Origin of the sequence: Achromobacter xylosoxidans (assembly GCF_001457475.1) — a bacterium.
Taxonomy (GTDB): Bacteria; Pseudomonadota; Gammaproteobacteria; order Burkholderiales; family Burkholderiaceae_B; genus Achromobacter; species Achromobacter xylosoxidans.
In genome coordinates this window covers 5,583,094-5,607,468 of sequence record NZ_LN831029.1, presented here as the reverse complement: position 1 = coordinate 5,607,468, position 24,375 = coordinate 5,583,094, and the positions used below count along the sequence as shown (strand labels likewise).

The 24,375-nt window shown below is 68.4% G+C and carries 27 protein-coding genes; 6 read left to right on the top strand and 21 right to left on the bottom strand.

From position 1 onward, the window contains the following. Positions 1-143: 143 nt before the first annotated feature. Together AT699_RS32025 and AT699_RS25325 are read left to right on the top strand one after the other, a co-directional pair. Positions 144-296, top strand: coding sequence for a hypothetical protein (locus AT699_RS32025; RefSeq protein ID WP_024070254.1), 153 nt, complete (start codon positions 144-146; stop codon positions 294-296). 216 nt (positions 297-512) lie between these two features. Continuing rightward, a complete protein-coding gene (locus tag AT699_RS25325) occupies positions 513-1,322 on the top strand; it encodes an SDR family oxidoreductase (protein ID WP_024070253.1) in 810 nt (269 codons plus the stop codon). 16 nt (positions 1,323-1,338) lie between these two features. Here the strand turns inward: AT699_RS25325 and AT699_RS25320 are convergent, their stop codons facing one another. Together AT699_RS25320 and AT699_RS25315 are read right to left on the bottom strand one after the other, a co-directional pair. Further along, positions 1,339-2,109 carry a sulfite exporter TauE/SafE family protein gene (locus AT699_RS25320; protein ID WP_024070252.1) on the bottom strand — a complete coding sequence of 257 codons (771 nt, stop codon included), beginning with the start codon at positions 2,107-2,109 and terminating at the stop codon, positions 1,339-1,341. Further along, positions 2,106-2,516: an SEL1-like repeat protein gene (locus AT699_RS25315; RefSeq protein WP_024070251.1), complete on the bottom strand. Its 411-nt coding sequence runs from the start codon at positions 2,514-2,516 to the stop codon at positions 2,106-2,108. The genes AT699_RS25320 and AT699_RS25315 overlap by 4 nt, the downstream gene beginning before the upstream one ends. Before the next feature lie 124 nt (positions 2,517-2,640). Between AT699_RS25315 and AT699_RS25310 the strand changes: the two genes are divergently transcribed. Continuing rightward, positions 2,641-3,531, top strand: a complete 891-nt coding sequence (locus tag AT699_RS25310; protein WP_006387427.1) for a LysR substrate-binding domain-containing protein — start codon at positions 2,641-2,643, stop codon at positions 3,529-3,531. Positions 3,532-3,541: 10 nt separating this feature from the next. Here the strand turns inward: AT699_RS25310 and AT699_RS25305 are convergent, their stop codons facing one another. Then, positions 3,542-4,951, bottom strand: a complete 1,410-nt coding sequence (locus tag AT699_RS25305; RefSeq protein ID WP_024070250.1) for an MATE family efflux transporter — start codon at positions 4,949-4,951, stop codon at positions 3,542-3,544. Between the two features lie 175 nt (positions 4,952-5,126). Between AT699_RS25305 and AT699_RS25300 the strand changes: the two genes are divergently transcribed. Beyond that, positions 5,127-5,597, top strand: coding sequence for a MarR family winged helix-turn-helix transcriptional regulator (locus AT699_RS25300; protein WP_024070249.1), 471 nt, complete (start codon positions 5,127-5,129; stop codon positions 5,595-5,597). A 22-nt stretch (positions 5,598-5,619) separates the two neighbouring features. Here AT699_RS25300 and AT699_RS25295 read toward each other — a convergent pair whose 3' ends face one another. The 4 genes from AT699_RS25295 to AT699_RS25280 all read right to left on the bottom strand — a co-directional run bounded on the left by AT699_RS25295 (position 5,620) and on the right by AT699_RS25280 (position 9,105). Further along, complete coding sequence (locus AT699_RS25295; protein WP_006387430.1) at positions 5,620-6,321, bottom strand: B3/B4 domain-containing protein; 702 nt, start codon at positions 6,319-6,321, stop codon at positions 5,620-5,622. A 3-nt stretch (positions 6,322-6,324) separates the two neighbouring features. Next, complete coding sequence (locus AT699_RS25290; RefSeq protein WP_024070248.1) at positions 6,325-7,212, bottom strand: DMT family transporter; 888 nt, start codon at positions 7,210-7,212, stop codon at positions 6,325-6,327. Between the two features lie 96 nt (positions 7,213-7,308). Beyond that, a complete protein-coding gene (locus AT699_RS25285; protein WP_024070247.1) occupies positions 7,309-8,103 on the bottom strand; it encodes an AraC family transcriptional regulator in 795 nt (264 codons plus the stop codon). A 39-nt stretch (positions 8,104-8,142) separates the two neighbouring features. Beyond that, positions 8,143-9,105 (bottom strand): LysR substrate-binding domain-containing protein, encoded by a 963-nt coding sequence (locus AT699_RS25280; protein ID WP_006387434.1) that lies wholly within the window; start codon positions 9,103-9,105, stop codon positions 8,143-8,145. 106 nt (positions 9,106-9,211) lie between these two features. Here AT699_RS25280 and AT699_RS25275 point away from each other — a divergent pair, with 106 nt between their 5' ends. Then, the gene (locus AT699_RS25275) at positions 9,212-11,506 is read left to right on the top strand and encodes an NADP-dependent malic enzyme (RefSeq protein ID WP_024070246.1); all 2,295 of its coding nucleotides are present in this window, start codon (positions 9,212-9,214) and stop codon (positions 11,504-11,506) included. 104 nt (positions 11,507-11,610) lie between these two features. On the opposite strand, the gene AT699_RS25270 is transcribed toward AT699_RS25275, so the two are convergent. From AT699_RS25270 to AT699_RS25260, 3 genes are all read right to left on the bottom strand, one after another. Beyond that, the gene (locus AT699_RS25270; RefSeq protein ID WP_006387436.1) at positions 11,611-11,988 is read right to left on the bottom strand and encodes a hypothetical protein; all 378 of its coding nucleotides are present in this window, start codon (positions 11,986-11,988) and stop codon (positions 11,611-11,613) included. 191 nt (positions 11,989-12,179) lie between these two features. After that, positions 12,180-12,539: a DUF4148 domain-containing protein gene (locus tag AT699_RS25265; RefSeq protein ID WP_006387437.1), complete on the bottom strand. Its 360-nt coding sequence runs from the start codon at positions 12,537-12,539 to the stop codon at positions 12,180-12,182. Positions 12,540-12,767: 228 nt separating this feature from the next. After that, positions 12,768-12,983: a SlyX family protein gene (locus AT699_RS25260; protein ID WP_006387438.1), complete on the bottom strand. Its 216-nt coding sequence runs from the start codon at positions 12,981-12,983 to the stop codon at positions 12,768-12,770. A 163-nt stretch (positions 12,984-13,146) separates the two neighbouring features. On the opposite strand from AT699_RS25260, the gene AT699_RS25255 reads away from it, so the two are divergent. Next, the gene (locus tag AT699_RS25255; protein WP_058207638.1) at positions 13,147-15,201 is read left to right on the top strand and encodes a TonB-dependent receptor; all 2,055 of its coding nucleotides are present in this window, start codon (positions 13,147-13,149) and stop codon (positions 15,199-15,201) included. A 19-nt stretch (positions 15,202-15,220) separates the two neighbouring features. Here the strand turns inward: AT699_RS25255 and AT699_RS25250 are convergent, their stop codons facing one another. From AT699_RS25250 to AT699_RS25200, 11 genes are all read right to left on the bottom strand, one after another. Then, positions 15,221-15,838, bottom strand: coding sequence for a nitrogen fixation protein NifQ (locus AT699_RS25250; protein WP_006387440.1), 618 nt, complete (start codon positions 15,836-15,838; stop codon positions 15,221-15,223). Between the two features lie 190 nt (positions 15,839-16,028). After that, positions 16,029-16,379, bottom strand: coding sequence for a cytochrome o ubiquinol oxidase subunit IV (cyoD, locus tag AT699_RS25245; protein ID WP_006387442.1), 351 nt, complete (start codon positions 16,377-16,379; stop codon positions 16,029-16,031). Continuing rightward, positions 16,379-16,993: a cytochrome o ubiquinol oxidase subunit III gene (gene cyoC, locus AT699_RS25240; RefSeq protein WP_006387443.1), complete on the bottom strand. Its 615-nt coding sequence runs from the start codon at positions 16,991-16,993 to the stop codon at positions 16,379-16,381. The genes cyoD and cyoC overlap by 1 nt, the downstream gene beginning before the upstream one ends. A 3-nt stretch (positions 16,994-16,996) precedes the next feature. Next, positions 16,997-18,973, bottom strand: a complete 1,977-nt coding sequence (gene cyoB / locus AT699_RS25235; protein WP_020926575.1) for a cytochrome o ubiquinol oxidase subunit I — start codon at positions 18,971-18,973, stop codon at positions 16,997-16,999. After that, the gene (cyoA, locus tag AT699_RS25230; RefSeq protein ID WP_026384598.1) at positions 18,973-19,884 is read right to left on the bottom strand and encodes a ubiquinol oxidase subunit II; all 912 of its coding nucleotides are present in this window, start codon (positions 19,882-19,884) and stop codon (positions 18,973-18,975) included. Before cyoA ends, cyoB begins: the two co-directional genes overlap by 1 nt. A 258-nt stretch (positions 19,885-20,142) precedes the next feature. After that, complete coding sequence (locus AT699_RS25225; protein WP_006387446.1) at positions 20,143-20,697, bottom strand: response regulator transcription factor; 555 nt, start codon at positions 20,695-20,697, stop codon at positions 20,143-20,145. Between the two features lies 1 nt (position 20,698). Continuing rightward, complete coding sequence (locus tag AT699_RS25220) at positions 20,699-21,901, bottom strand: ATP-binding protein (protein ID WP_006387447.1); 1,203 nt, start codon at positions 21,899-21,901, stop codon at positions 20,699-20,701. A 183-nt stretch (positions 21,902-22,084) separates the two neighbouring features. Next, positions 22,085-22,462, bottom strand: coding sequence for a DUF4148 domain-containing protein (locus AT699_RS25215; protein ID WP_006387448.1), 378 nt, complete (start codon positions 22,460-22,462; stop codon positions 22,085-22,087). Between the two features lie 264 nt (positions 22,463-22,726). Further along, complete coding sequence (locus AT699_RS25210; protein WP_006387449.1) at positions 22,727-23,218, bottom strand: copper chaperone PCu(A)C; 492 nt, start codon at positions 23,216-23,218, stop codon at positions 22,727-22,729. A gap of 28 nt (positions 23,219-23,246) precedes the next feature. Further along, the gene (locus AT699_RS25205; protein WP_024070242.1) at positions 23,247-23,864 is read right to left on the bottom strand and encodes an SCO family protein; all 618 of its coding nucleotides are present in this window, start codon (positions 23,862-23,864) and stop codon (positions 23,247-23,249) included. Between the two features lie 59 nt (positions 23,865-23,923). Continuing rightward, positions 23,924-24,319 (bottom strand): DUF2946 family protein, encoded by a 396-nt coding sequence (locus AT699_RS25200; RefSeq protein WP_232254269.1) that lies wholly within the window; start codon positions 24,317-24,319, stop codon positions 23,924-23,926. Positions 24,320-24,375 lie beyond the last annotated feature (56 nt).

Genomic DNA, 24,375 nt, shown 5'->3' with positions numbered 1-24,375 from the left:
CCACGGCCTTGCGTTCCCTCAATCGCCCTGATTGAGTAAACCAAATGGACGCGCGCCATCGCGCCCAGCAATATGAGCCCCATGTCTTATATAAGACCGGCGCAACCGCCGCCGGTCTGGGCATTTGACTCAAAGGAATCATCATGGCGAATCTTCTGCTTGCATTGGTCACCGCTGAACTCTCCCTTTTCGGCGTCGATGCCGCCGCTCCCGCCGTCGTGCCGGCGGCCGATGCCGCGCCGGCCGACAGCGCGCCGAGCTTTGACAGCGAACACTACCGCAGCGCGCTGGGCTGATATCCGGGCCCGGCCGCCGGGGACGGGGCGCCGCGACGGCCCCGTCCGGCAAACCCGTAGAAATAGGCAGGTTTCACGCAAGAACGAGCCTGTTCTGCCCGACGCGCGATTCCTACACTTCCTCTCACGCTTTGGGGGCGATGTATTCCGCGTGAATCCGTGGCCGCCAGCGGGCCGCCGGCGTGTTGCCGGCCGCCGCAAGCAGAGGGAGATCGCATGAGCACCGAAAAAATCTGGTTTGTGACGGGCGCCTCCGGCGGCCTGGGCCTGGCGCTGGTCCGGATGCTGCTCGACCAGGGCCACAAGGTCGCGGCCACGTCGCGCGACGTCGATGCGCTGATGGACGCGGTGGGCGCCAAGCTTGAAGGCCGCTTCCTGCCGCTGGAAGTGAACCTGGCCGACGAGGGCAATGTGCGCCGCGCGGTGGACACCACCGTGGCAGCGTTCGGCCGCATCGACGTGGTGGTCAACAACGCCGGCCATGGCCTGGCCGGCGCGCTGGAAACCCTGTCGGACGCCGAGCTGCGCGACAGCTTCGACATCAATGTCTTCGGCGTGTTGAACGTGGTGCGCGCGGTGATGCCGCGGCTGCGGGCGCAGCGCGGCGGCCATGTGTTCAACATCTCGTCGATCCTGGGGTTCGATGGCGGCAGCGCGGGCTGGGGCGCCTACAGCGCCGCCAAGTTCGCCGTCAGCGGATTGAGCGAAACGCTGGCCCTGGAAGCCGCGCCGCACGGCGTGCGCGTGTCGCTGGTCTACCCCGGCGCGATGCGGGCGCGGGCGGAGGGGGCGCATCCCGAGGCCGGCGCCGGCCTGGGGCATCCCCCCGCCGGCGACCCGTCCAAGGCGGCGCGCGCCTTGATCCAGGCGGCGCAGGCGCAGTACGCCCCGCTGCATCTGTTCCTGGGGCGCGACGCCTTCGACCAGGCGCGCGGCAAGATCCAGTCGGTGCAGCAGGAGCTGGCGCGCTGGCGCGAGATGTCCGTGTCGATCGGCTTCGTCGACGAACGGCGCCTGGCCGCCTGACGCCCGGCCAGGGCGCCTACCCGGCCAGGCCCTGCGCCACCTGGTAGGCGCCCAGCAGCGCCAGGCTGACCATGAAGCACTGCCTGAAGGCGCGCGCCGACAGACGGCCGCGCAACCACTGGCCCAGGGCCATGCCGGCCAGGGCCGGCAACAGCATCAATACCGAGGCGCCCGCGGCGCCTGGCGTATAGCTGCCGTTCAGCCACAGGCCCGCCGCCAGGGCGACGGTGGACACCGTGAACGAGATGCCCATCGCCTGGATCAGGCCGTCCTTGTCCAGGTGCAACGCTTGCAGGTAGGGCACGGCGGGAATCACGAACACGCCGGTAGCCGCGGTGATGAGGCCGGTGATCGTGCCCACCACGGCGCCCAGAGCGCCCTCGTGCCGCGCAGGCACCGCGGGCGGCGTGCCGAACAGCCCCCAGGCCGCATACGCCACCAGGGCGACGCCCAGGCACACGCTGGCCCAATGGCCGGCGGGGGCGCCGAACCATGCGGCGCCGGCCAGGGTGCCGGCGCAGACGCCCGCCTGCAGGGTGGCGATGCGGCGAAATAGCCGCATCAACGTCGGCCACGGCCGCGCCTGCCACAGGTTGGTGATGAGCGACGGCACGATCAGCAGCGCGGCGGCCTGCGCGGGCGCCATGATCAGCGCCAGCATGGCCATGGAAATGGTCGGCAGGCCCAGGCCGACCACGCCCTTGACCACGCCGGCCAGCACGAATACCGCGGCGGTCGCGGCCAGCAACGCGGGCGTGCCCGCGCCCAGCAGGTCGTTGGCGCTCATGCGGCCTCGCAGTGCGCGGTCAGCGCGTCGCGCGGCCGGCCGAACAGGGCGTAGGCGACGTCGTCGCCCGCGCCCTGGCCGGCTGCGCGCAGCAGCCATTGGCGGCCTTCGCAGAGGTCGGCGGGCTGCCCGGCGCCGTACAGGGCCGGACCGCCGATCAATGCAATGCCGAGCATGCGCTGGGCCGGTGCGTGGCCTTCGCGCGCCGCCGCCCGCAACCAGGCCAGCATGGCGGGGTAGTCGCCCTGTGTCTGGGCCTCCAGCGCCAGCGCATACTTCTGCACCGGCGTGGCATAGGCCGACAGGGCATTGTTGGCTTCGGCCCGGCCTGAGGAGTGCAGCGCCAGCGCCGCGAGCAGCGCCGCGCACCAGGCGCTGGCCGCGCGGCCGGTGATGGCATGTGTCATTGGAAAACCCCGTTTTCGATGATGGATGGCGCCATTCTGCGCCCGTGGCGCGACGTCTCCCTATCGGGATCTGGCGTAGGCAGCCTATGGAAGCGCCTGAGCCTGGCGTGCTACGCTTTTTGCCATGCGCTTCGACCTTACCGATCTGCGGCTCTTCCTCAATGTGCAGGAAACCGGTTCCATCACGGCCGGCGCGCGGCGTTCGCACATGACGCTGGCGTCGGCCAGCGAGCGTATCCGCGGCATGGAGGAAACGCTGGGCGTGCCGCTGCTGCTGCGCGAGCACCGCGGCGTGCAGGCCACGCCGGCGGGGCGCACGCTGGCGCATCACGCGCGCCTGGTGCTGGCGCAGATGGACCGGATGCGCGGCGAGCTGGATCATTACGGGCAGGGGCTCAAGGGCCATGTGCGGGTGCTGTGCAACACCACCGCCCTCAGCGAATATCTGCCGGCCGTGCTGGGCGACTTCCTCAAGGATCACCCGCGCGTGTCGGTGGATCTGCAAGAGCGCCTCAGCTACGAAATCGCCGACGCCCTGCGCGCCGGCACCTGCGACATCGGCGTGCTGGCCGATTCGACCGACCTGCAGGGCCTGCAGGTGGCGCGTTTTCGCCATGATCCGCTGGCGCTGGTGGTGCCGCCGGACCATCGCCTGGCGGGCCGCGAGACGGCGCTGCTGGCCGACGTCGCGGACGAGGAATTCGTCGGCCTGGTGGAGGGCAGCGCCTTGCAGGAACACATCGCCCACCATGCGCGCCGCGGCGGCAAGGTACTGTCGTACCGGGTGCGCCTGCGCAGCTTCGATGCGGTCTGCCGCCTGGTGGGCCAGGGCGTGGGCATCGCCATCATGCCGCGCGTCGCCGCCGTGCGCCATGGTCGCGCGGCGGGCGTGCGTCGCCTCGCGCTGGCGGACGACTGGGCCAGGCGCGACCTGGTGCTGTGCGTGCGCGGCGAACTGCCGGCCTACGCCCAGCAACTGGTCGCCTACGCGCTGCGCGACGCGCCGCGGTCGTAGCCTGCGCGGCTCAGCGTTGGGACAGCACGCCAGGCCGGCGCAGATGGCCGCGTTCGAACCACGACCCCGATGCCACGGCGGCCAGGATCACCAGCCCGTACACCGCCATGGCCAGCGCCGCGACCGCGAAGAACCCCGCGAGCGACCCTGTCAGGCGCAGCACCGCGCCGCCCAGGCCGATTGCGATGGCCAGGCGCAGCACGCCGGCCCACAGCGGCCACTTCAAGCGTCCCGCGCCCTGCGAGGCGAAATACATCGAGAAGCCCAGCGCGAAGAAGCCGTAGACCGGACCCACGATACGCAGGTACGCGGCGCCCGTGGCCAGCATGTGGTCCTGCGCGCCGAACAGGCGCAGCCACGCTTCCGGAAAGAGCGCCGCCGCCAGGCCGATGACCTCGGCCAGCGCGAACGCCATGGCGCCGCCGGTCAGCGCGATGCGCAGCGCCCGTTCCGGCTGGCCGGCGCCGATGTTGGCGCCGACCATCGCCACCATCGGCGCGCCCAGGCCGAACGCCAGCGGAATCATCAGGTATTCCAGCCGCACCGCGATGCCGTAGCCGGCCACCGCCGCGGTGCCGGCGTAGGCGCCCACCAGCGCCACCGTCAATGCCACCAGGCCGTTGGTGAGCAAGGGGTTGAGCGTGGCCAGCGCGCCCACCCGCAGAATGCTGCGCATCAGGCTCAGGTGCAGGCGGCTGCGCGTCAGCCGCGCGGCATTGCGGCCGCTCAGGCAATAGCCGCCCAGCACCAGGGTGCCCGCCGCGTAGTACGTGACCAATGCCCAGCCGCCTCCCGCCACCCCCAGCGCCGGAAACGGTCCCCAGCCGAAGATCAGGCAGGGCGACAGCGGTACCAGGAGCGCCGCGCCGCCGCAGATCACCGCGCCCGGCACCAGCATGTTGCCGGTGCCGCGGATGACGCTGGCAAAGGCGTTCATCAGCCACATCAGCACGATGCCGCCAAAGATGACGTTGGAGTAGGCCAGCGCCGCGTCCAGCGTCGCGCCTTCGGCGCCCAGGGCGCGGTACAACTGCGGCCCGAACGCCAGCAGCAGCGCGCAGAATACGATGCCGAGCGCGGCGTTCAGGACGACCGCGTGCAGCACCAACTGGTCGGCCTCCCGTTGCCGTCCCGCGCCCAGGGTACGGGCGACGGCCGCCGAAATGCCGCCGCCCATCGCGCCCTGGGACATGTTCTGCATCAGCATCAGTACCGGCACCACCAGCGCCACGCCGGCCAGCACCGGCGTTCCCAGGCGCGCCAGGAACCAGGTTTCGATCAGGCCGGTGGCGGACTGCGCCAGCATCATCAGGATATTGGGCCAGGCCAGCCGGGCCAGCGTGGGCGCGATCGGCGCGTGCAGCATCGCCTGCAGGCGCGCGTTGGCGGGGCGAGGCGTGGCGGCGGAGGTGGCGGACATGATCTGGCGGCCGGAGGGAAGGGTGCGTAAAATTTACGTGCATATGCCAATATATGTCAACATCGGGCTGGACTGGGACGGCGCGCGGCAGTAGCGTTATGGACTTGCCGCGCCCGGCTCGTCCGGTGAACCTGCCCGCTGGCGCGCGCCTTTCCTTTTGCCGTCCGTATCCGCCATGTCCGACGCCGATTCCTCCGCCATTCCCCAGGACCCGCTGGTCTGCAACGGTGCCGCCCTGCGCAAGGCCACCCGGCGCGTTTCGCAGCTGTACGACACGGTGCTGGCGCCCTGCGGCCTGAAGGTATCCCAGCATTCGATCCTGGTTCATATCGCGCGCGCCGGCACGCCCTCGATGACCGACCTGGCGCGCGCCATGGTGCTGGACCGCTCGGCGTTGGCGCACAATCTCAAGCCGCTGCAGCGCGACGGCTACGTGCGCATGGCGCGCGACGAGCGCGACGGGCGCAGCCGGCGCGTGGCATTGACCGATGCCGGGCGCGACAAACTGGCCGAGTCCAAGCGCCTGTGGAAAGACGCGCAGCGCCGCTTCGAAGCCGCCTATGGCGCGGAGCGCGCCGCCGCCTTGCGGCAATCCCTTGCCGACATCTTTTCCGACGACTTCGCGTTGGCCTTCAGCCGCGGTTGACGCGGCGCCGGCGCGGGCCGGTTCATTCCCGCCGCACCTCGAATTCCGGCGCGCGCGCATCCAGCACCGCATGGCGCAGCGGCGCCTGCCACACCTCGGCCAGCGCCGCGCGCAGTTCTCCGGTCAGCCGCGCGATGTCGCGCGCCGCGCCGTCATGCAGGGCCTCGGCCACGATCAGCACCTCGCGCGTGTCGTCATGCACCGCGGACAGGCCGCTTTGGCGATTGGTCCAGCGGCGGGCGTGCGCGCGGCCTTCGGGATCGGCATAGGTCACTTCGCCCGGTTCCGGATGCTCGGTGTCGCCGCCGAACGTGAGATACCGCTCGGTGCCGTCGGCGTAGCGCACCTCCAGCGCCGATCCCAGGCGCTGCGCATCCAGCACCGCGACCGGGATGGCGTAGGCCATGGAGACCGCGTTGCACAGTTCGATCAGCGGATGCAGCGGCGGCATCGAGCCTTCCTTGCGCAGGCGGCGCAGCAGCGCTTCCGACGCGCAGCGGTACTGGGTGGGCTTGATGCCCATGCTGGCAAAGGCGCGGCGCCAGGCCTGGATTTCCGGCAGGTCGGATTCGCTGGCGCCTGCCAGCCGCTGGCGAGCGCGCTCCAGGAACGGCGCGGCCCGGTCGCCGACCCCGGCGTGCCGATGAATGCCGCGCACGTGCAGGGCGCCGGCGGACAGTTGGGGATAATCGCGCCAGATGGCGCTCGCGTGGCGGAACAGCATGGATTACCTCGCAACGGTGGCCGGTTTGCGGGTCCGGCCCAGGATGAGTACGGCGCCCAGCACGCAGGCCATGCCCGCGAGCTGGCGCGCCGACATGGATTCGTCCAGCAGCAGCGCCGCCAGCAGGACGGCCGATACCGGCGCGATGGCGGTGAACAGGGCGGCTTCCGACCCTGCGACACGCTCGGCGCCGGCGTACCACAGCACGAAGCCGGCCACGGTCGGCACCAGCGCGTAATAGGCTACCGCCAGCAGGGCCTCGGCGGAAAGCGCCAGCGTCCACGGCGCTTCCGCCAGGCTGGCCGGCAGGCACACGGCCAGGCCGATGGCGCACATCAAGGTCGACAGCGCCAGCGGCGGCACCGGCGCGCGCAACCGCTTCTGCAGCAGGATGAAAAGGCCCTCGCACAGCACCGCGCCCAACACCAGCGCATTGCCGATCCACGAGCCGGCGCCAGATGCCGCATCGCCGTGCGTCATCAACCAGACGCCGGCCGCCGCCGTGGCGATGGCCAGCAGCGTGGCCTTGCCCGGCCGCTCGCCCAGCACCGCGATGGCGACGGCGGCCGACACCAGCGGCAGGGTGCCCAGGATGACGCCGCCGTCCACCGCCGAGGTGCGCCGCAGGCCGGCGATCAGCAGGGTGGTGTAACCGACGCTGCCGGCGACGGCCTGCGCCGCCAGCAGCAGCCAGTCGCGCCGGTCCAGGCGCGGCAGGCGCGCGCCGGCCAGCCAGCCCAGCAGCGCGAAACAGGGCAGCGCCAGCGCAAAGCGCATGGCGGTGGCGGTGAAAGGCGGCAGCCCGGCGGCGATGATCTTGCTGGCAACGACGGTGCTGCCCACCAGCGCCATGGCGGCGGCCAGGCAGGCATACCCTTGGGTTCGGTTCATGGAGAGGGCCGGAGTCGGGACAAGGCCGCAGCGTAGGCGCGGCCGGCGCTTGCGGTCTTGAACGAAATTGCAGCGCGGTCGCGCTTGCCAAGGCCCTCAGTGCGCAGCGGCCAAGGCGTAGCGTCCGGGTGACAGGCCATAGGCGCGCGAGAACAGCCGCGTCATGTGGCTCTGGTCGGAGAAGCCGGCGGCCGCGGCGGTGTCGGCCAGCGCCATCCCCTGGCGCAGCAGGTGGCGCGCCAGCAGCAGGCGGCGCTGCACCTGGTAGGCGTGCGGCGTCATGCCGGTGGCGCGGTGGAAGGCGCGCAGCACCTGGAAGCGGCTCAGGCCGCAGGCCCGGGCCAGGTCGGCCAGCGACAGCGCGGCGGCGGGCGCGTCATCGATCAGGCCTAGCGCGTGGCGGATGGCCGCGGGAGCGCCGGGCCGGGGCGCGCGGGCGCCCTGGCGGCCGGCGCGCGCCAGTACCCGCAGCAGCAGTGTGTCGCAGGCCAGCGGCTCGGCGGCGGCGGTGACCTGCGCATACAGCGCCAGCAGGTCCGCCGCCAGCGCCGGCGCGTCCAGCACCGGATGCTCGAATTCGAAGCCGGCCCCGGCGGGCAGGCCGTCCACCGCCTCGGCCACCACCGCCGGATCCAGGTACAGCATCTGCCAGGCGCGTTCGCCGCCGATGGGCGCGCCGTCGTGCACCTCGCCGGGATTCACGGTGATCACCTGGCCCGGGCCGGCCTCGACCTGGCCGCGGCCGCTGTGCGAGGCCTGGCCTCCCAGCCGCAACACGCCGATGCCGAACTGCTCGTGCGTATGCCGCGCAAACGTCCGGGCGCTGCGCGCGGCCACCGCCTGCACGCCGGCCAGGGCGCTGCGCTGCATGACGAATTGGTTGGCGTGCATGGCGGATTCCGTTGTGTGCCGGTATCTTGGCGGGCCGGCTCAAGCCCGTCCGTTGCGGCTGAAGACCTCGCGCAAGGCCGCCGCGAACAGGGCGTCGACATTGCGGCGCAAGCCGTCGGCGCGGGTGAACAGCGAAATCGGCGGCAAGGTCCAGTCGAAAGAATACGGCACGATCGCCGCGCCGGCGATACGCACCAGTTCATCGGCGATGTCGGCCGGCAGGATCGACACGGCGCGGTCGCTGGCGACGATCATTTCGCCGATCAGCTTGGACGAATCGCTTTGCACCGAGGGCGTGGGCGGCGCCAGGCCGGCGCGCAGGAAGATGTCGGCCACCTGTTCACGGATCGGGCTGTCCGGCGTGCCCAGGATCCAGTCCAGGTCGGCCAGCATGTTCCATTCCAGCCGCGTGCGTCCCAGCCGCGCGGCCAGGCGCCGGCTGGCGATCAGGCGCGGCGGCTGGTGGTACAGCACTTCGAAGTCGATCTGCCCCAGGTCCACCGACGGAGTCGCCCAGCCCACCACCACGTCCAGGGTGTGGTCGCGCAACTGGCGCAGCAAGGCCGGGCCTTGGCCTTCGTGGATGGTGGCGGTGATGCCGCGTCCTTGCGGCATGGTGCGGGCGATGGCGGCCGACAGCAATTGCCCCGACACGAACGGGATCACCCCGATGTGCAGGTGCGCGGCATGGCCGGCGGCCACGGCTTCCATTTCCTGCACCAGGTGCCCCAGGTCGTGCACCAGCGCGCGGGCGCGCGCCAGCACCACCGCGCCCAGCGGCGTGGGCGTCATGCCGCGCACCGAGCGTTCGAACAGCGGCACGTCGAACATGCTTTCCAGTTCGGCCAGTGCATTGGTCACCGCCGGCTGGCTGGTGGCCATGTGCTCGGCCACCCGGGTGAGCGAGCCGTGCTGCTCGATTTGTAACAGCAGCATGAGGTGGCGCATCTTCAGCCGCGAGGTCAGTTTCCGGATAACCTCGTCCGGGGAAAACGGCGTCATAGACAAGCCATAAGAAAAAGGTGATGTGACAATATTAAATCTGAATGATCACCTTATGCCCGCCGACCTAGAATTTTCCCTGTTCAAGACTAGGAGGCGCCGCCCCATGAATTCGCAATCCGACCGCCAGGCCGCTCTGGATTACCACGAGTTTCCCACCCCGGGAAAGATCTCCGTCGTGGCCTCCAAGCCGCTCGTCAACCAGCGTGACCTGGCCCTGGCGTACTCGCCCGGGGTGGCGGCGGCCTGCGAGGAAATCGTGGCGGACCCGGCCAATGTGTTCCGCTACACCGGCCGCGGCAACCTGGTGGGCGTGATCTCCAACGGCACCGCGGTGCTGGGCCTGGGCAATATCGGCGCGCTGGCCTCCAAGCCGGTGATGGAAGGCAAGGCGGTGCTGTTCAAGAAGTTCGCCGGGCTGGACGTGTTCGACATCGAGATCAACGAGACCGACCCGGACAAGCTGGTCGAGATCATCGCCGGCCTGGAAGCCACCTTCGGCGGCATCAATCTGGAAGACATCAAGGCGCCCGAATGCTTCACCGTCGAGCGCAAGCTGCGCGAGCGCATGAAGATTCCCGTCTTCCACGACGACCAGCACGGCACCGCCATCACCGTTTCCGCCGCCTTCATCAACGGCCTGAAGGTGGTGGGCAAGGACATCGACAAGGTCAAGGTGGTCACGTCGGGCGCCGGCGCGGCCGCGCTGGCCTGCCTGGACCTGATGGTGGACCTGGGGCTGCCGCTGGAGAACATCTGGGTCACCGACATCGAAGGCGTGGTCTACGAAGGCCGCACCGTGCTGATGGACCCGGACAAGGCGCGCTTCACCCAGAAGACCGACGCCCGCAAGCTGGCCGAGGTGATCGAGGGCGCGGACGTGTTCCTGGGCCTGTCGGCCGGCGGCGTGCTCAAGCCCGAGATGGTTGCCAAGATGGGCCCGCGCCCGCTGATCCTGGCGCTGGCCAACCCGACGCCGGAAATCCTGCCGGAAGTGGCGCACGGCGTGCGTGACGACGTGGTGATGGCAACGGGCCGTTCGGACTACCCGAACCAGGTCAACAACGTGCTGTGCTTCCCGTACATCTTCCGCGGCGCGCTGGATGTGGGCGCCACGACGATCACCCGTGAAATGGAAAAGGCGGCGGTGTACGCCATCGCCGAGCTGGCCGAGGAAGAACAGAACGAGGTGGTGGCCGCGGCTTACGGCACCTACGACATTTCGTTCGGTCCCGAGTACCTGATTCCCAAGCCGTTCGATCCGCGCCTGATCGTGCGCATCGCGCCGGCGGTGGCCAAGGCCGCCATGGAAGGCGGCGTGGCCACGCGTCCGCTGGCCGACCTGGAAGCCTACGAAGAGCAGTTGCAGCAGTTCGTGTACCACTCCGGCGCCTTCATGAAGCCGCTGTTCTCGGCCGCCAAGCGCATCGTGCGGGGCGGCGGCAAATCGCGCATCGTCTTCACCGAAGGCGAAGACGAGCGCGTGCTGCGCGCCGTGCAGGTCATCGTCGACGAAGGGCTGGCGCGCCCGATCCTGGTGGGCCGTCCCGCCGTGCTGCTGTCGCGCATCGAGAAATTCGGCCTGCGCCTGCGGCTGGGCGAGGACGTGGAAGTCACCAACCCCGAATACGACGAACGCTTCCACCAGTACTGGACCACGTATTGGGAACTGATGTGCCGCCGCGGCATCACCAAGGAGATGGCGCGCGTGGAAATGCGCCGCCGCCTGACGCTGATCGGCGCGATGATGGTGCACCTGGGCGATGCCGACGGCATGGTCTGCGGCACGGTCGGCGCCTATCACGATCACCTGCGCTTCGTCGACGAGGTGATCGGCCGCCGTCCGGGCGCCAACGTCTACGCCGCCATGAACATCCTGCTGCTCAACGAGCGCACGGTGGTGCTGGTGGACACGCACGTCAACGACGAACCCACGGCCGAGCAGATCGCCGAGTTCACCATCGCCGCGGCCAAGGAAATGCAGCGCATGTTCCTGGCGCCGAAGGTGGCGTTGCTGTCGCGCTCGAACTTCGGTTCGGGCAGTTCGGCCTCGGGCGCCAAGATGCGCCGCGCGCTGGAACTGGTGCGCCAAGCCGAGCCCGAACTGGAGATCGACGGCGAAATGCACGGCGACTGCGCGCTGGACGAAGCGCTGCGCCTGCGCATCCTGCCGTCCTCCACGCTCAAGGGCGAGGCCAACCTGCTGGTGTGCCCGAACGTGGACGCCGGCAACATCGCCTACAACCTGCTCAAGACGGCCGCGGGCGGCAACGTGGCGGTCGGCCCGATCCTGCTGGGCGCGAATGCGCCGGTGCACATCCTGACCTCCAGTTCGACCGTGCGCCGCATCATCAACATGACGGCCATGACGGTGCTGGACGCCAACCGCGTCGAAGGCTGACGCGGCTGCCGGCCCGCGCCACGGGCGCGGCCGGATGGCAAAACGCCCGCTTCATCCTGGGATGTCGCGGGCGTTCTCTTTGGCCGATGCAAGGGCCGCGATGCTCAGTTCGAGCTGGCCTTCCAGGTGCCGTCCGGTTGCTTGCAGAACCAGAACTTCCAGGTTTCGGTGGTGCTGGTGCGGGCGAAATCCCCTTCCAGCAGGCGGCAGGTGCGGTCGCCCGACAGCTTGCTGGTCTGCAGCGGGGTGATCTTGGCCGTGATCGGCGCGGCCTTGCGCTTGGGCGTGCTCGACCAGTTGACGCTCTGGCCATCGGCGGCATTGTTCAACGCATCCGCGACGGCCTGGTGGAAGGCGGGCTTGTCGGCCTTGGAAATCTGGGTGATGAGGGCATTGTTCAGCATGACGGCGGGCGCCGCCAGGGCCGGGCCGGCAGTGACGCCGGCGGCGAGCGCGAAAGCGATGAGACGGATGGTTTTCATTGCGGACTCCCTCATTGTTGTCACGGCTGCGCGGACAGCCTTTTGATGGTCAGGTCCGATGGTACGCGAAGCGCCCGTTTCTTGTCTCGATCCGCCGCGGCCGCATGCTCGCCGGCTTGTGCGGGCGCAAAAAAAGCCGCCCGGCAAGGGCGGCCAAGGTACAACAAGGGGAGGGGTAAATCGTCGGCCGATCAGTTGGCGCGATGGTAGGCGCCCGAGAACGGCAGGTCGTTCGGTTCGACGTTCGAGACCAGGCCGGCCGCCTTGGCGCTGGCCAGTTCGGCTTCGACCTGGGCGCGCGTCACGCCAGACTGGGGCGCGCCGTACACGCCCTGGAAGGGCACGTCGTTGGGTTCGACGTTCGAAACCTGGCCGGCGGCCTTGGCGGCGGCCAGTTCGGCCTGCACCTGGGCGCGGGTCGGGCCTTCATAAGGGGTGCCATAGACGCCCTGGAAGGGCACGTTGTTCGGTTCGATGTTCTGCGAGGCGTAGGCGCCGGCGCTCAGGGCGGCCAGGGACATCAGCAGGGCGGAAGCAAGGGTCTTTTTCATGGTGAATCTCCGATTTCAGAAGCCTGGGAGCGAATCCGGCGGCCTATCCGTCGTGGTTCGTTGTTGTTTCCCGATGGCTCCATAGTGCGCGCAAACGGCCTACGGATAAACCCTGATATCGGTAAAAGATTTTTCCACCAATGGAAAGAAATGGCGATTATTGGTAGTTAGTCGCCATTTATGGCGACGATAGCTGTCGCCATATTGCCAGCGCGAGAGACGCCCAGCTCAGTAATGGGGCGGCAGTTCGTCGCGCAGGCTGCGGAACGGCGCCGCGCCTTCGGGCGCCTGTTGGCGCAGCTCGGCCACCTCGCGTTGCAGGCGGTCGATCTGTTGTTGCTGGCGCACGATGATCTGGTTCAACTGTTCCAGCAGGTCGTCGGCGAAACTGGCCTTGACTTCCAGGTCCAGCAGCCGGCGTTCGATGTCTTGCGGATTTTCCATGGCGCTATTAGAACCCATTCGCCGCGGCGTCCGGGCCGTATCGACATCCGCGCAATCCTGTGCGAGGCTCGGGGGCATGGTCACTCAGCGGGGAACTCGATTGGCGCAGCAACGACGCCGGCGCGGCGCCCTGGCCCGCCCCTTTCTGCAGGGCCTGCTGGGCATGGCGCCGGCGGTGGCGGCGCTGGCCCAATCGCAGGCGCCGCAGCAGCTGGCCCCGGTGGCGGTGACCGGCACCCGGATCGGCGCGCCGCCCTGGGAAACCCCGGCCTCGGTCGACATCGTGGAAGGCGCGGCGATGCGTCGCGGCCAGCCCGGGATCAACCTGTCCGAAGGCCTGGCCGGCGTGCCGGGCCTGCAGGTCCAGAACCGCCAGAACTACGCGCAGGACCTGCAGCTATCCAGCCGCGGCTTCGGCGCGCGTTCCACGTTCGGCGTGCGCGGGGTGCGGCTGTACGTGGATGGCATCCCGGCGACCATGCCCGATGGACAGGGCCAGACCTCGAACATCGACATCGGCTCGCTCGACCGGGTGGAGGTGTTGCGCGGGCCGTTCTCGGCGCTGTACGGCAATTCCTCGGGGGGCGTGATCCTGGCCTATACCGAAGACGGCGCGGTGTCCGCCGCAATCGGGGTGTCGGGCTGGGCCGGCAGCGACGGGACCTGGCGCTACGGCGCCAAGGCGTCCGGCGCCTCGGGCGACATCGACTACGTGCTCGCTCTGTCGCGCATGACCACCGACGGCTACCGCGACCACAGCGCCGCGCGCAAGAACCTGGGCAACGCCAAGCTGGGTGTACAGCTGGACGACGCGAGCCGCTTGACGATCGTGGCCAACAGCGTCGACCTGACGGCGCAGGATCCGCTCGGCCTGACCTACGCGCAATTCCAGGACGCACCGCGCAGCGCCGCGCTGGCCACGCAATACGACACCCGCAAGACCGTGCGCCAGACCCAGGGCGGGCTGGTCTACGAGCGCCACGTCGACGGCGCCAACACCCTGCGCCTGATGCTGTACTACGGCCAGCGCGACACCACGCAATTCCAGGCCATCCCGCCCGCGGCGCAGGCGGCGCCGACCCAGGCGGGCGGCGTGATCGACCTGCGCCGCCGCTATGGCGGCGCCGACCTGCGCTGGACCTCGGAACTGGGGCCGGCGGACCGGCCCTTGACGCTGGTTGGCGGCTTCTCGTACGACACATTGCGCGAACAACGCAAGGGCTACCAGAACTACACCGGCGACGGCGCCGACCGCCAGCTCGGGGTGCAAGGCGCGCTGCGGCGCGACGAAACCAACACCGTCTATAACGCCGATCCCTACCTGCAGGCATCGTGGCGCATGGCGCCGCGCTGGACCCTGGATGCGGGCCTGCGCTACAGCACGGTGGCATTCCGCTCGCACGACCACTACATCGCGCCGGGCAACGGCGATGACAGTGGCGATGCCCGCTACCGCCGCGCATTGCCGGTGGCCGCGCTACGCTACCAGCCCGAGGCGCGCACCAGCCTGTACGTGTCCTATGGCCGCGGCTTCGAAACCCCCACGTTCAATGAGTTGTCGTACCGGCCCGGCGGCCTGCCCGGGCTGAACTTCGCGCTGGCGCCCGCGCTCGGCAACAATGCCGAAGCGGGCCTGAAGACCGACCTTGCCGGCGGGCAACTGACCGCCGCGGTGTTCCGCGTATCGACGCACGACGAGATCGTGTCGGCGGGCAGCGCGGGCGGTCGCGCCACCTTCCGCAATGCCGGACGCACGCGCCGCGATGGCGTCGAATTGGGCTGGTCGGCGGCCTTTGCCCGCCATGGGCGCGCGCAACTGGCCTACACCTGGCTGGATGCGCGCTATCGCGACGATGGCGCCGGCGGTATCCGCGCCGGCAACCGAATTCCGGGCATCGCGCGTCAATCAGCCTACGCCGCGCTGGGCTGGGCGCCACCACAGGGTTGGCAGGCGGGCATCGAGGCTCGCTACCTGAGCCGCCTGTATGCCGATGACGCCAACGACGCGGCCGCGCCGGGCTATGTGGTGGCCGCGCTGTCGGCGGGCTACGTCAAGCGTCTGGGAGACTGGGATCTGAGCGCCTACGCCCGCGTCGACAACCTGTTCGACCGGCGTTATGCCGGATCCGTCATCGTCAACGAAAGCAATGGCCGCTACTACGAGCCGGCGCCGGGGCGCAGCGTGGGCGTGGGGTTGGGCGTCATGTACCGTTATTGAGGTGGCATGCCCGGCCGGCTCAGGCGGCCCTGGCCGAGCCGTAGCAGAAGCCATGATCCTCACAGGCAGCGCAGCCCGGCGCGGCGGCGAGCGGCAGGCCGGCGTGTTCACAGGCGGAATACGCCAGGAACTTCTTCCAGCGCAGGTTGGCGGTGTTGCGCGCCACCAGGCCCGGGTAGTGGCGCGTCAGCAGCGCGGTGACGTCCTCGCGGCCGGTCAGGCCGAGGTCGCGCCACAGATGGTCCGGGCGCAGGCAGGCGTGCGCCAACACGCTGGTGACCCAGGCGGTGGTGGGCGCGGGCCCGCCGCAGGCCTGGAGCAGCATGCGCAGCAGGCGCGTGAAATCCGGTTGCGGATTGGCCAGGCCGCGCGCCGCGTAGGCGAGCAATTGTGCCCGCAGGTCGGCGAGCGCGGTGGTCGCGCCGCCCTGCGCACCCGGAAACACGCTGGCCAGCACCTCGGCCAGCTCGACGGGCGACAGGCCGGTGCGGGCCAGGTCATGGTGCGCCAGGCTCTTGCCGATCACGGTGGCGAAGAAGCGGGCGTCCGGATGGCCGGGCGACGCGTGGTCCAGCAGGGCGCGGGCCAGGGCATCGATGTCGCCGGTGGCAGGAGGGGCGGTGAGAAGGGCATCCATGGCGGTTGGCGAGGGAAGGATCGAAGAAATCGTTATAAGCCGGAATATATGACGAATGCCGGATGACCCCTCCTGCGCTGGGTCAATTCCGCCATGGATCGATCGGGGGGGGATCGTCGCGGCGAAATGCCTGCCACCCAAAAAAACAGGCGCCTCGCGGCGCCTGTCTGTCGTCATCGGATGACGGGTCTTACATGGCGTGGCCCATGTTGACGTTCATGTTGTACAGCACCCAGGCCGAACCCCCGACGATGATGGCGATGATCATCACGGTGAAGACGAACGTGGCCAGGTTGTCGCGGGCCGATTTCGATGCGCCCATGTGCAGGAAGTACACCAGCTGCACCAGCAGCTGGAGCACGCACAGCGCCACCACGCCGATGATGGTGATGGTGTGGGACAGCGCGCCGCTCATCACCAGGCCGAACGAGCCGAAGGTGAGCAGGAGCGAGAGCACGAAACCGATGATGTAGGACTTCAGGCTGCCGTGGTCGGCGGCGTGATCGTCGTGGCCGTGTGCGGCCGCAGCGGAGTGCGACATCAGAGGGCTCCCAGAAGATAGACGAAGGTGAAGACGCAGATCCAGACGATGTCCAGGAAGTGCCAGAACAGGCTCAGGCACGCCAGGCGACGCTTGTTGATCGAGTCCAGGCCATGGCGGCGGATCATGTCGATCATGACGACGATCCAGATCAGGCCGAACGTCACGTGCAGGCCGTGCGTGCCGATCAGCGTGAAGAACGCCGACAGGTAGGCGCTGCGGCCGGGGCCCGCGCCTTCGGTGATCAGGTGATGGAATTCATAGACTTCCATCGCGATGAAGCCCGCGCCGAACAGGAACGTGACCATCAACCAGCCGATTGCGCGGCTCTTGTTGTTGGCGTGGACGTTCAGGTTGGCCATGCCGAAGGTGAAGCTCGAGAACAGCAGCAACAGGGTTTCGACCAGCACGAACTTCAGGTCGAACAGTTCCTTGCCGGTGGGGCCGCCCGCGGTGGCGTTGGCCAGCACCGCGAACGTCGCGAACAGCACCGAAAAGATCAGCAAGTCGCTCATGAGGTAGACCCAGAAACCGAAAACGGTCTTGGATCCATCGTCATGGTGCGCGTGATCGTCGTGACCCGCGTGGGGGTGAGTGGCTACGGCTTGAATCATGGCTCAGGCGGCCTTCTGCATTTTTTCAAAGTGGGCGTTTTCGATGCGTTCGACTTCCGCGGCCGGGACCCAGTAGTCGACGTCGCGGTCATAGGCGCGGACGATGAACGAACCGATCATGCCGACGAAACCGACGATCGACAGCCACCAGATGTGCCAGATCAGGGCAAAGCACATGACCAGGCCGAATGCGCCGATGAAGACGCCGGCGGCGGTGTTCTTCGGCATGTGGATGTCTTCGTACTTGGCCGGGCGCTTGTAGGCCTTGCCGTTCTGCTTGTCTTCCCAGAACTGGTCCAGTTCATCGACGTGAGGAACGTGGGCGAAGTTGTAGAAAGGCGCGGGCGACGAGATCGACCATTCCAGGGTGCGGCCATCCCAGGGATCGCCGGTGATGTCCTGGTTCTGCTTGCGCTGGCGCACCGACACGAACACTTGCTGCAGCAGGAACCAGATGCCCAGCATGATCAGCGCGGCGCCGGCCAGCGCGACCAGCAGGTACGGCTGCCATTCGGGGTTGTCGTAGTGGTTCAGGCGACGCGTCATGCCCTTGAAGCCCAGGATGTACAGGGGCATGAAGGCCAGGAAGAAGCCGACGAACCAGCAGTAGAACGAGTAGCGGCCCAGGCGTTCGTTCAGCTTGAAGCCGAAAGCCTTGGGGAACCAGTAGGTCATGCCGGCGATGCAACCGAACACCACGCCACCGATGATGGTGTTGTGGAAGTGGGCGATCAGGAACAGGCTGTTGTGCAGCACGAACGACACGCCGGGGATGGCCAGCATCACGCCGGTCATGCCGCCGATGACGAACACCAGCATGAAGCCCAGCGTCCACAGCACCGGCGTGGTGATGCGCAGGCGGCCGCGGTAGATGGTGAACAGCCAGTTGAAGATCTTCGCGCCCGTCGGGATCGAGATGATCATCGTGGCGATGCCGAAGAACGCGTTGACGTTGGCCCCCGCGCCCATGGTGAAGAAGTGGTGCAGCCAGACCAGGAACGACAGCACGCCGATGGCGGCCGTGGCGTAGACCATGGACTTGTAGCCGAACAGGGTCTTGCGGGCGAACGTGGCGACCACTTCGGAGTACACGCCGAAGGCCGGCAGCACCAGGATGTAGACCTCGGGGTGGCCCCAGATCCAGATCAGGTTCACGTACATCATGACGTTGCCGCCCATGTCGTTCGTGAAGAAGTGCGTGCCCAGGTAGCGGTCCATCGTCAGCAGCGCCAGCGTGGCGGCCAGCACCGGGAAGGCGGCCACGATCAGGACGTTGGTGACCAGCGAGGTCCAGGTGAAGATCGGCATCTTCATCAGGGTCATGCCCGGCGCGCGCATGCGCAGGATGGTCACGATGAAGTTGATGCCGCTGAGTGTTGTACCCAGCCCGGAGATCTGCAGCGCCCAGATGTAGTAGTCCACCCCGACACTTGGGCTGTAGTCGAGCCCGGACAGCGGCGGATAGGCGAGCCAGCCGGTCGCGGCGAATTCACCGACGAACAGCGAGATCATCATCAGCGCGACGCCGGCGCCGAACAGCCAGAAGCTCAGCGAGTTCAGGAACGGGTAGGCCACGTCGCGGGCGCCGATCTGCAGCGGCACCACTATGTTCATCAGCCCGGTGATGAAGGGCATCGCCATGAAGAAGATCATGATGACGCCGTGGGCGGTGAAGATCTGGTCGTAGTGGTGGGGCGGCAGGAAGCCGGCGGAGTCGGCCGAGGCGACGGCCAACTGGGTACGCATCATGATGGCGTCGGCGAAGCCGCGCAGCAGCATGATCAGCGCGACGATGATGTACATCACGCCGATGCGCTTGTGGTCGACCGAGGTCAGCCATTCGGTCCAGAGGTACTTCCACTTGCGGAAGTAGGTGATGGCGCCGAAGACCGCTAGGCCTCCCAGGCACACGGCGGCCAGCGTGACCATGACGATGGGTTCATGGTACGGAATGGCCTCGAGGGTGAGTTTCCCGAGCATTATTGAGTCAATCCTGCGACAAGATTATTCGACGTGGGGGTGCACGTGGCGTCATCGACGCCGGCCATCTTGGACATGGTGCTGCCCAGGATGTAGTCGAACATGGACGGCGGCACCGAGGCGTACTTGGCGACCGGGTTGTGTTCGCTGCGCTTGGTCAGTTCCTGGTACACCGCCGGAGTCAGCGCGGTGCCGGAAGCCTTGGCTTCCTTGACCCAGTTGTCGAAGCCTTCCTGCGACGTGGCGATGGCCTTGAAGCGCATGCCGGAGAAGCCGGCGCCGCTGTAGTTGGCCGAGATGCCGGCGTAGGTGCCGGGCTCGCGCGCGTTCAGGTGCAGCTTGGTCTCCATGCCCGCCATCGAGTAGATCTGGCTGCCCAGCTGGGGGATGAAGAACGAGTTCATGACCGAGGCCGAGGTGATCCGGAAATTGACCGGGACGTCAACCGGGAAGGCGATCTCGTTGACCGTGGCGATGTCGTACTCGGGGTAGATGAACAGCCACTTCCAATCCAGCGACACCACCTCGATGGTGACCGGCTTGTGCTCGGAGACGAGCGGCTTGTAGGGATCGAGCGCGTGCGTGGAGCGCCAGGTGATCACGGCGAGGATCGCCACGATGATACATGGCACGGTCCAGACCACGACTTCGATCGCCGTGGAGTGGGCCCACTTGGGCTGGTAGTCGGCCTTGGTATTGGATGCGCGGTATTTCCAGGCAAACGTCAGGATCATGATGATGACCGGGATCACCACCAGGAGCATCAGACCGGTTGCCGTGAACAGCAGGGTCTTTTCCTGAGCGCCAATGTCTCCCTTGGGGGAGAGGATTTCCATGTTGCAGCCGCCAAGCAGCATGACCGCGCCGACGCCAAAAATGCGCGTAAGGGTCGCAAGGAGGGGGTGTTTCACGTACAGCCTTGGATGGAAGGTGGGAAATGCTGCGTAGCAGCAGACTGGAATGCTGCTAGGCAGCAACGTCCATCCTATCGGTTTGATTTGGGTCAAGGCTGCGACGAATGGTCGCATTGCCTGGCGGGCTTTTGCCCTCAAGGCTTCCCGTTAAGGGTTTTCCCAGGCGGGGGCGGGCTTTGCTGGAAGGGTGGGGGTGCGACGATATGTCGCACCTGCACAAGACGGGATTGTTGCGATGTGTGGCATCCGCGCCAATCAGTCGACCAGGACCTCGCGTTCCGGCCCCGGTTTTTTGGCCAACTTGCGCTGCAGGGAGCGCCGGTGCATCCCCAGCAGGCGGGCGGCGGCCGACACGTTGCCGCCGGTCTCGTGCAGCGCCTGGTGGATGTGTTCCCATTCTAGGCGGTGCAACGGCGTCATGGTGGTTTCGATCGTAACCGTTTCCGGCTTCACCAGGCCCAGGGTGCGCAGGATCATCGGGGCGGTGGCGGGCTTGGGCAGGTAGTCGTCGGCGCCGCGCTTGATGGCCTCGACCGCGGTGGCCACGCTGGCGTAGCCGGTGACCAGCAGGATGCGCATGTCGGCGCGCAGGGCGCGCAGGGGACGGATCAGGGTCAGGCCGGAGTCCTCGCCCAGGCGCAGGTCGACCAGCGCGAAGGCGGGGCGGATCTCTTCGGCCACGCGCAGCGCTTCGGCGATGCCGGTGGCGGTTCGGGTTTCCAGGCCGCGGCGCGACAGGCTGCGCTGCAGGGTGCGCACGTAGAGCTCGTCGTCGTCGATCAGCAGGCCGAGGTCGGTGGGATTCAACATATCAGGTCCCGGGGCTACCGAGGGGTAAATAAAAACGGATGCGGGTGCCGCCGCCATCGGCGGCCGTCATGGTCATTTCGCCGCCCATCTGCTCGACGGTGGCGTGCGACAGGGCCAGGCCGACGCCAAGCCCTCCCGGTTTGCCGCTGTTGAACAGGCTGGTGGCCGGCAGCAGCGTCTGGTCGGGGTCGAAGCCACGGCCGTAGTCGCGCACTTCGCCACGCAGGGCGCCGTAGCCGTATTCCAGGTGCAGGTCCACGCGCGGCTCGCTGGCGGCTTCGCCGGCGTCGGCCGCGTTGTTCAGCAGCGCCTGCAGCAGGTGGGCGATGGCCGGATCGACCCGCAGGCTGGCCGGCAGGGTGCCCGAGCGTTGCAGGTCGATGGTCGGCCGGATCAGGCGCCATTGCCCCACCACGCGAACCAGGTCCACCGCGGTTGGGACCGCCAGATTGCGGATGCGTTCCCGGCACAGGGCCAGCAGCTGGCTGAGGGTGGCGACATCCTGCTTGAGTTCGGGCTCCTTGACCTCGGCGGCGATCTCGTCGGCCAGCAGGGTCATGGTGGCCAGCGGGGTGTTCAGTTCGTGCGCCATGGCCGCCGCGTGGGTGGCCAGGGCGACAATGCCCTCGTTGCGCGTGAAGCGTTCGCGCAGGCGCGCCAGTTCGCGTTCGCGCGCCCGCAGGTCGGCGGCCAGGCGGGTGGTGAACACCAGCACCACCACCACGGAAATCAGGAAGTTGGCGCCCAGGCCCCACAGCAGCAGGGTGTGGGTGTTGACGTCGCCGCGCAGGGGCTGGCCGAGGATGGCCGCGGCGAAATAGCCGGAGATGCCCGCCAGCGCGGCGGCCAGCGCCCAGTTGCGCGGCAGCGCCAGCGCCGCCAGCGCCGTGAGGATCAGGAACATCATGCCGAACGGATTGCTCAGGCCGCCGCTCCAGCCCACCATCCAGGCCAGCACCGCCATGTCCACCAGCAGGTGGCCGAAGGCGGTGGCGTGCGACAGGTCGCGGCTGTGGCGCAGGCGCAGGCTGGCGTAGACGTTGAAGCCGATCAGCACGCCCACGCCGATCCACAGCGGTTCCAGCGGCAGGGCCAGGCCCAGCACGGCGCTGGCCACCAGGATGGTGGCAGCCTGGCCCGCGATGGCGAGCCAGCGCAGGCTGCAGAGGGTACGCAGGAAGGAAAAGGCGGAACTACCGGGCATATCCAGACACAGGGTTGCCGGTCCATCGCCGGCGGATCAGGCGCCCGGCTGCGCGGAACGCTGGCATCCTGGGCGGCATGGGGCGCCGCGCTGCCGCCGGGCCCCGCGGGGCCGCCGGCGGCGGATGTGTGCTGGCATTGTATGAGGAATCAGCACGGGCCGCAGATCGCGGTGTGTCCCTTATTACTGCATGTCGGACATACCGCTATGGGCCATGGGCATCGGCGGATAGCTTTCCTGGTCGGACGCCATCTGCCCTTGCATTTCGGCGGTCTGGAGTTCCTGTTCGACCTGGGCGCGGCTTTCACCGGGGCCGGTTGAGACGATGGCGGGCGGGTAGTCTTCCTGGCCGAAGGTGTACTGGCCGTCGGCCTTGGCGCGGGCCAGTTCGGAGGATACCTGGTCCGAGGTCTTGGCCGCGGGCGCCGGATAGCTGACACGCCAGTCGCCGTACAGATCGCGCTTGTACTGGGCGGCCGGGGCCTGGGCCTGCTGGGCTTGCACGGTTGCGGCGGCGGTCAGGCCGGCGCAAAGCAACAAGGTGGCTGTCAATGTCTTCATGAAACGCTCCTGGCAATCAAAGCAAACGGCCTGGGGGCAGGCCGCGCCGTCGTCCCCGCTGCGGCTTGGGGACGATTTCCTGGGATGCGGGCGATGCGCGCCGGGAGCGTGGCGCGGCCGCGCGCCCGGTTTTCTTGATTCGACCGGGCGCGGGCCGTGGCGTTGCGGGAAACGCGGGTTGTCTTGCAAACAGCTATTTCAAGCTTGAAATACAGGTGTCAATCCGCTTGCGGTGATGCGATCCCCGTATTTCGCGGCACCGCTTCAGTGCTTGTGATCCCCGGCCGGCGCGGCCGCCGCTGACAGCGGACGGGCCTCGGCCGTCACCGGCACGCGCCGTTGCTTGCCGTCGGCGTCCTGCACCAGCAGCGTCAGGGCCACCGGGTCGCCCACGGAAATCTGCCTGGCCAGGTCGATCAGCATGACGTGGTAGCCGCCCGGCTTGAGTTCCACCGGCTTGCCGGCGGGCAGGTCGATGGCGGGCACCTGGCGCATCTTCATGACGTTGTCCTGCATGGCCATTTCGTGCACTTCGGCGTGCTTGGCGGCGGCGGATTCCACGCCCACCAGGCGGGCCGCGGTCGGCGAGGTCAGGCGCATGAAGACGCCGGTGGCGTGCTGGTTGGGCACCGTGGCGCGCACCCAGGCGTCCTCGACCTTGAGCGTGGCGTCCTGCGCCAGGGCGCCAGGACTGGCCAGCACCAGGGCGCCCAGGGCGAAGGCGGCGGCCAGGGACTTGAAAGCGGTCGGTTTCATCGGGAATTCCTTTGGTTGGTGTGGTGGGTCAGAGCACGGTGCGCAGGTCGGCCGCGCATTCCTCGGCGCTCTGCTGGTGGCGCAGGGCCAGGCGCAACTTGCCCTGGGCGTCGATGATGTAGGTCAGCGCGGTGTGGTCCATGGTGTAGGACGAGCCGGTCGGCACCTTCTGGTAGAACACCTTGAACGACTGCGCGGCGGCGCGGGTCTGTTCGGCGTCGCCGCGCAGGCCGACGAACGCGGGGTCGAAGGCCCGCATGTAGGCCTGCAGGATTTCCGGCGTGTCGCGCTCCGGATCAACGGTGATGAACAGCACCTGCAGCTTGGCGGCGTCGGCGCCGAGCAGGCTCTTTATTTCCAGCGCGCGGGTCAGCGCGGTCGGGCAGATGTCCGGGCACTGGGTGAAGCCGAAGAACAGCATCACGGTCTTGCCGCGATAGTCGGCCAGTTGGCGTTGGCGGCCTTCGGTGTCCTTCAGCCGGAAATCGCCGGTGGGCATGCTGGACAGGTCCATGCCGTTGACCTTGGGGGCTTCGGGGCCGCAGCCGGCCAGGGGCAGCAGGGCCAGGGCCGACAGCAGCCGGCGCCGGTGACGGTCGGGCGCGGGCGGCGCGCCCAGGAGGGCGCGCGGGGATGGGGAGTGCATGAAAACCTCGTTGCTTGACGGTTCGCGTAGGCGCGGCTGGGCCGCGCGGAAAGGCGGAGTCAGGCCAGGCGAGGCGGGGCGCGCGAGCCCAGGGGCGGCCCTTGGGCCGGCTGCGCGGGCAGCGCGAGCGGGGCCGGCGCGGAGGGCGCGGCCCGGCCGCTGGACAACGCCAGCGGCGAGGTGTGCGAGGCGGGAGCGGGCGCAACGTGCGCCAGCAGCCCGAAGGGGCATTGCGCGCCGGTATCGGCGTTGGAGTGGGCGCCGGAACCCGCGCCGCCCTTGTCATCGGTGGACAGCGCCAGCCGCAGCGTGGAAATATCGCCTGCCGCCGAGCAGAAGGTGACCTCGAGCCGGCCGTCGTGCAGCGCGCGGGCGTCGGGCATGTAGCCCGCGGGCACCACCGCGCGCAGCAGCAAGGCCAGGAACGCCAGCCACAGCACACCGCGGACGCGCAAGGCGCCACGGCTTCGTGGAGGTCGGGTCAAGGCGGGCATGCGCCGATTGTAGGCCC